This is a genomic window from Vibrio sp. M250220 (genome assembly GCF_036533795.1).
In the GTDB taxonomy this organism is placed as follows: Bacteria; Pseudomonadota; Gammaproteobacteria; order Enterobacterales; family Vibrionaceae; genus Vibrio.
Window position 1 is genome coordinate 1 of record NZ_JATABI010000087.1, and the last position, 4,529, is coordinate 4,529.

Genomic DNA, 4,529 nt, shown 5'->3' on the forward strand with positions numbered 1-4,529 from the left:
ACTGGAGTGCGAGGCAATTCAGGCAGGGAAAAGCGAGTATAAATAGAAAGCTCCCACCAATTTTACAGCGGCTATCCTTTTCTCAGTCAGAATGGTTAAAGGTCGTTACTCAGCTAGAATCTAAGCGTGTGTTTTACATAGCGTCACGCCACACTCTGAACCACTTCAAGCCTAATTTGAATAGACAAAGGGTGCACGCCTTTCAAATTGAGTGAACCTGAATCAACTCAGCATTTAAAATGCCTACCGCGCGATTGCTTTGCTACGCCGCATCAATTATTCACTTCGCATTTTTCGTCCTAATAGCCAATAAAACCATCAGTAAGTTCATGAGTGATGGTTATGTAGGCTGAAAATATGGATAGGACAACGACTTGCTGGTCAATATTCTTTATGGTGCCTGTCCTTGTTATGTGCTATATATGTGCTATATGTGCTATATGTGCTGTATGTGCTATGTACTGCAGAGTGTGCTGCAGAGTTTAACAATATATTCCCGTGGCTGATACCGTTGGAATTTGCTGTTTCTGGTGGCGAGAGAGGATTCTGTGGGTGTGGTGGATGGTAAGCAAGTAATTTTTTCACATTACATCAAGTAGATAGTATCATTACTTCATCAAAGCATAAGTGGTACATCCTCGATGAATACGTCTAAAGAACTAAACCAATTAAGTAAGTTTCTAAGCTATGTGTTACGTCATAAACCAGAAGCAATTGGTCTCTCACTTGATCCTAATGGCTGGGCTGATATTGACGATCTTATAGCTAAGGCTAATTCATCTGGGGAAGTTAACTCTCTTGATAAACAAATCATCAATGAAATTGTTACTACCAGCGATAAAAAGCGATTTGCAATATCCGAGAACGGTCAATGTATTCGTGCCAATCAAGGACATTCTGTAAATGTAGATGTAGAACTTAAAAAAGCAATACCGCCAAGATATCTTTACCACGGAACAGCCACACGATTTTTAGATAGCATTCTCAATGAAGGCCTAAAATCCAAGCAACGTCTTCATGTTCATCTTTCTAGTGACATTGAAACTGCTACTGCGGTAGGGAAAAGGTACGGTCATCCTATTATCTTGAAAATAAAGGCCCTAGAGATGTACCAACAGGGCCATGAGTTTTACATTTCTAAAAATGATGTGTGGTTAACAGAAAAGGTATCGTCAGAATTTATCATCTCTTAATACCAGAGTCCTCTAATGCATCATCTAGCCATGACTCAAAATCTGGAAGCTCATATGAGCGCTGTTTATTGCCTAGATCAATAACAATAACATTTGGGTTACCTTTTGTATCATCTCCATCAAAAAAGGCAGCATCATCATTTAATTGAGCGAAAGGAATTAAGTTTCGCTCACCTATGTTTAGCCAATCTTTATAAGTGAACCTCAGTTCCCAAGCTAATTTGCCACTTTCTGCATTAGCGTCCTCAAACCACCAAACAAACTCACTAGGTAAGTCATTTTGTTCTGATAACCTAATATATTTCTCTGGATAGCTGAACTTTTCAGGTAAAAGTCTTGCTGGGTAACGATTAAATTTTTTCTGCATCAATATCATCTCGTTATATCTGGATCGTAGATCGAACCATTTGGGAATGTTTCTGACCACGTTTTGTCTACATTAGGCATTTGTGCTTGCTTCTTCACTCTGAACTCAATAGCTTCTCCCCATGTTTTAGGAAGTTCACCATCTAGTTTGAATCGCCTAGCTTGCTCTGGTGATATGGCCTCATCATAATTTCTAATTTTTGCTTTCACGCTTATACCTGCTTCGCGTGCAGCGAGTATTCTCGTATTATCTGCACTTGTTGGCGCGCCATCGGGCATTTTTACAACATCTATTGGCTCACCTTGCCATCCATCCCGTCTCATTGATTGGACAAGTTCGTCGTAGTTAAGTGCTGCGCCTTTCTTTTGATAGGCGACTGTTGCTTGAGAGAATGATATTTCCGTTGGATTTAACTCAGCAATAGTAACTTCTGGAGGTGCGTTAGCTAAATCACCAACTGACTTATCCGTTCCTCCTGTCCCTGGAGCTTTTGTGGTACTCTCAACTACAGCACCAGCACTCGAGTCAGCATTTTTGGTAACAGTAATTTTACTGACGTCACTGCTAATATCATCCCCGATCTTAGACAACTGATTCAGATCTTTTACGGTATCAGCTTTATCCGCATCTTTTACTGCACCAACTACCTTGATGGCTATTTTATTACCTGGAATAGCTTCTGTTGCAAAGCCAACTCCCAAGTCAGTGGCCAACTCCTTCGCCTCATCGGTCCTACCTTCGGACAAGGCTTCTTCTAGCTTATATGCTTCGTATGCTGTTATACCTTTATCTATTAACTCTAATGCAATACCTCCAACTACTATAAGAGGTATTGCATTATCACCGTTATTTTTATCGAGCTGGTCATATACTGTGTTGTTATTAGTTACTGTCTTACCTGAATTTCCAACATGGTTATTCGTACTCGCCATGCTTCCATAACCATTAACACCTAACGCTGTATCCGTGTAGTCAACAAAGTCTGAGCCAATGTTCTCTGCATAGGTCTCTCTATCCTGTTTAGAGTACTTGTTCACATCTCCAGATTGGTCATCAATAGCATGACTCATTTCATGACCAGCTACATTTACTAAACCTTCTGTATCATAGATATTGTGGTCATTGATGTACGAATCACCTGTCTCCTCAGAATAGAAGCCCTGGCGAACATCATCATCCTTCGCGATGATTTTGTTTCCATAACCCTCTGCGTCATACCCCAGTGACTTAATCGCTGCATGAGTGAGCTGATCCAACATCTGCTCTTTAGTTTCTGCTGTAAGGTCAGGATCTTGTAGTTTTGCCGCTAAGCTTGGATCATCTGCAATGCTCTGCTTGACAGCGTTGTAAATGTTAAGCTGTTTACCTGTTTCATCGAAAAAGTCAGTAATCCCAACACGCTCAGTGGTGATAGCTCGTTCAAAACTTTCACGAAACATATCAGTGATCAGAATATCTTCAGCTATCTGATTTCTGCCCTCTTCGGTCAGCAGTCGATGATCAACCGTAACATCCACGTTGCCTTGAATACGGTCAACCTTGAACAGGTCTTTTTCTGTTTGTTCGGTGTCGCGATTTAGGGCTGTGAGGTCATTGGAAGCCTCAGAATCAGAAATGGTCAGCGTGCCTTGGCCGATGGTTGCCAGCGTCTTACCCTTGTCGTAACTTGAGGTATTGGTGTACTGGTATGAGCTCGAATTGAACTTGCTGTCGTCTTTGCTGGTGTTGTTCGGAGTAGACTGAGCGGGTTCCGAACCTGACTCAGTCGGTTGTTTAATGCCATAACCTGCATTGACTGCCAAACTTTGATTCTGGCTATAATGGGTGTTAGACAGGTCAGCGTAGGTTAACGAATCGGTGGTGAGGTTGAGCTTACCGATGTCGTTACCTTGCTCGTCAATGGTGGCGATAAGTGCGCCTGTCACATCAGTGTTACCGCCGACGGTGATGTTGGCGTCGCCCCCCGAGGTCAGGCTGGTGAGGACGGTTTGCTTACTGCTCGTGCGGCCGTTTGACGCGTTAATGCCTCCGTTTGTCCCGGTCAGCTCGCCAGCGCCATCCATGCTGGTTAAGACCCCTTGGGGTAAGCTGCCTGTACCATCTGATGTCTGGCCTCCCGTTAAAGAGACACCGCCACTGATACCCGCGCCTTGACTGTTTGAGGTGTAACGGTCTTGGACAGAGGCGATATTTAAGTCACCGCCGATATTGGCCTCAAGCGAGCTCTCAGCGGTGACCGTTGCCCCTTTAATATTGGTGTCTTGGTTAGACGTCAACGAGATGGTATCGCCACTCAATAGGGTATTGTTGTGGGTGGTTGACGCCGAAGTGCTTTGATTACGGTTATAACTCGCATTGACGTTGATACCAGTGGATGCACCAAAGACGGTCATCTGCGCGCTGATTTGACCTGATTCCATTTCAGACTTGATGTTCAACGTGTCTTTCGATGCGGTCAGATTAATTTCGTTAGCAGCAAGGGATAGACCATCATTGGCGGCAATCTGCGAACCTTGAATGTTGAGTTGGTCACCCTCGTTATTGCCAGCAGTGATAACAATGTTCTGACCACTGAGAGTGGAGCCCGTTGATGTGGTTTGCTGAGAACTTGAACTGTTTTTACTGGCTTCGATATCGAGCTGTAGGCCAGCATTAAAGCCAAAGCAGTATGTGCACGAGCTAACACTGGTGGCAAGAGCCGCGGTCTGCTGGGTAAGACCGGTGGTTTTGGACACCACATCTTCCGTGGCGAGGGCCACGCCAGCAATATACCAGGCTTCATCACTCTCGACTTGAGCAATAAGGTCGCGCAGCTCTTCGATGTCTGCAAAGGTGACCCCCGGCTTCTTATCTGCGTACTCCTGCTCTAGTGTAGCGAGTGTCGACTCTAGAGAATCCAAACCTTTCTTATACTGTTTATAGTCTTGCTCAGCTTGTTTAAGTTTCTTCGTTGATTTTTGGAGCGCTTG

3 protein-coding genes are annotated in these 4,529 nt (G+C 43.9%); 1 reads left to right on the forward strand and 2 read right to left on the reverse strand.

Annotated elements, in window-relative coordinates; translation table 11 throughout:
* Positions 1-641 precede the first annotated feature (641 nt).
* Entirely contained in the window at positions 642-1,193 is a 552-nt protein-coding gene (locus QTN94_RS19105) for an RNA 2'-phosphotransferase (protein ID WP_331428545.1), read from the forward strand.
* Here QTN94_RS19105 and QTN94_RS19110 read toward each other — a convergent pair.
* Both QTN94_RS19110 and QTN94_RS19115 read right to left on the reverse strand, forming a co-directional pair.
* Entirely contained in the window at positions 1,183-1,560 is a 378-nt protein-coding gene (locus tag QTN94_RS19110) for a hypothetical protein (protein WP_331428546.1), read from the reverse strand. The two genes, QTN94_RS19105 and QTN94_RS19110, sit on opposite strands and share 11 nt — an antisense overlap.
* Positions 1,561-1,565: 5 nt before the next feature.
* Positions 1,566-4,529 (reverse strand): hemagglutinin repeat-containing protein (locus QTN94_RS19115; RefSeq protein WP_331428547.1); only part of this gene is annotated, 2,964 nt, incomplete at its 5' end.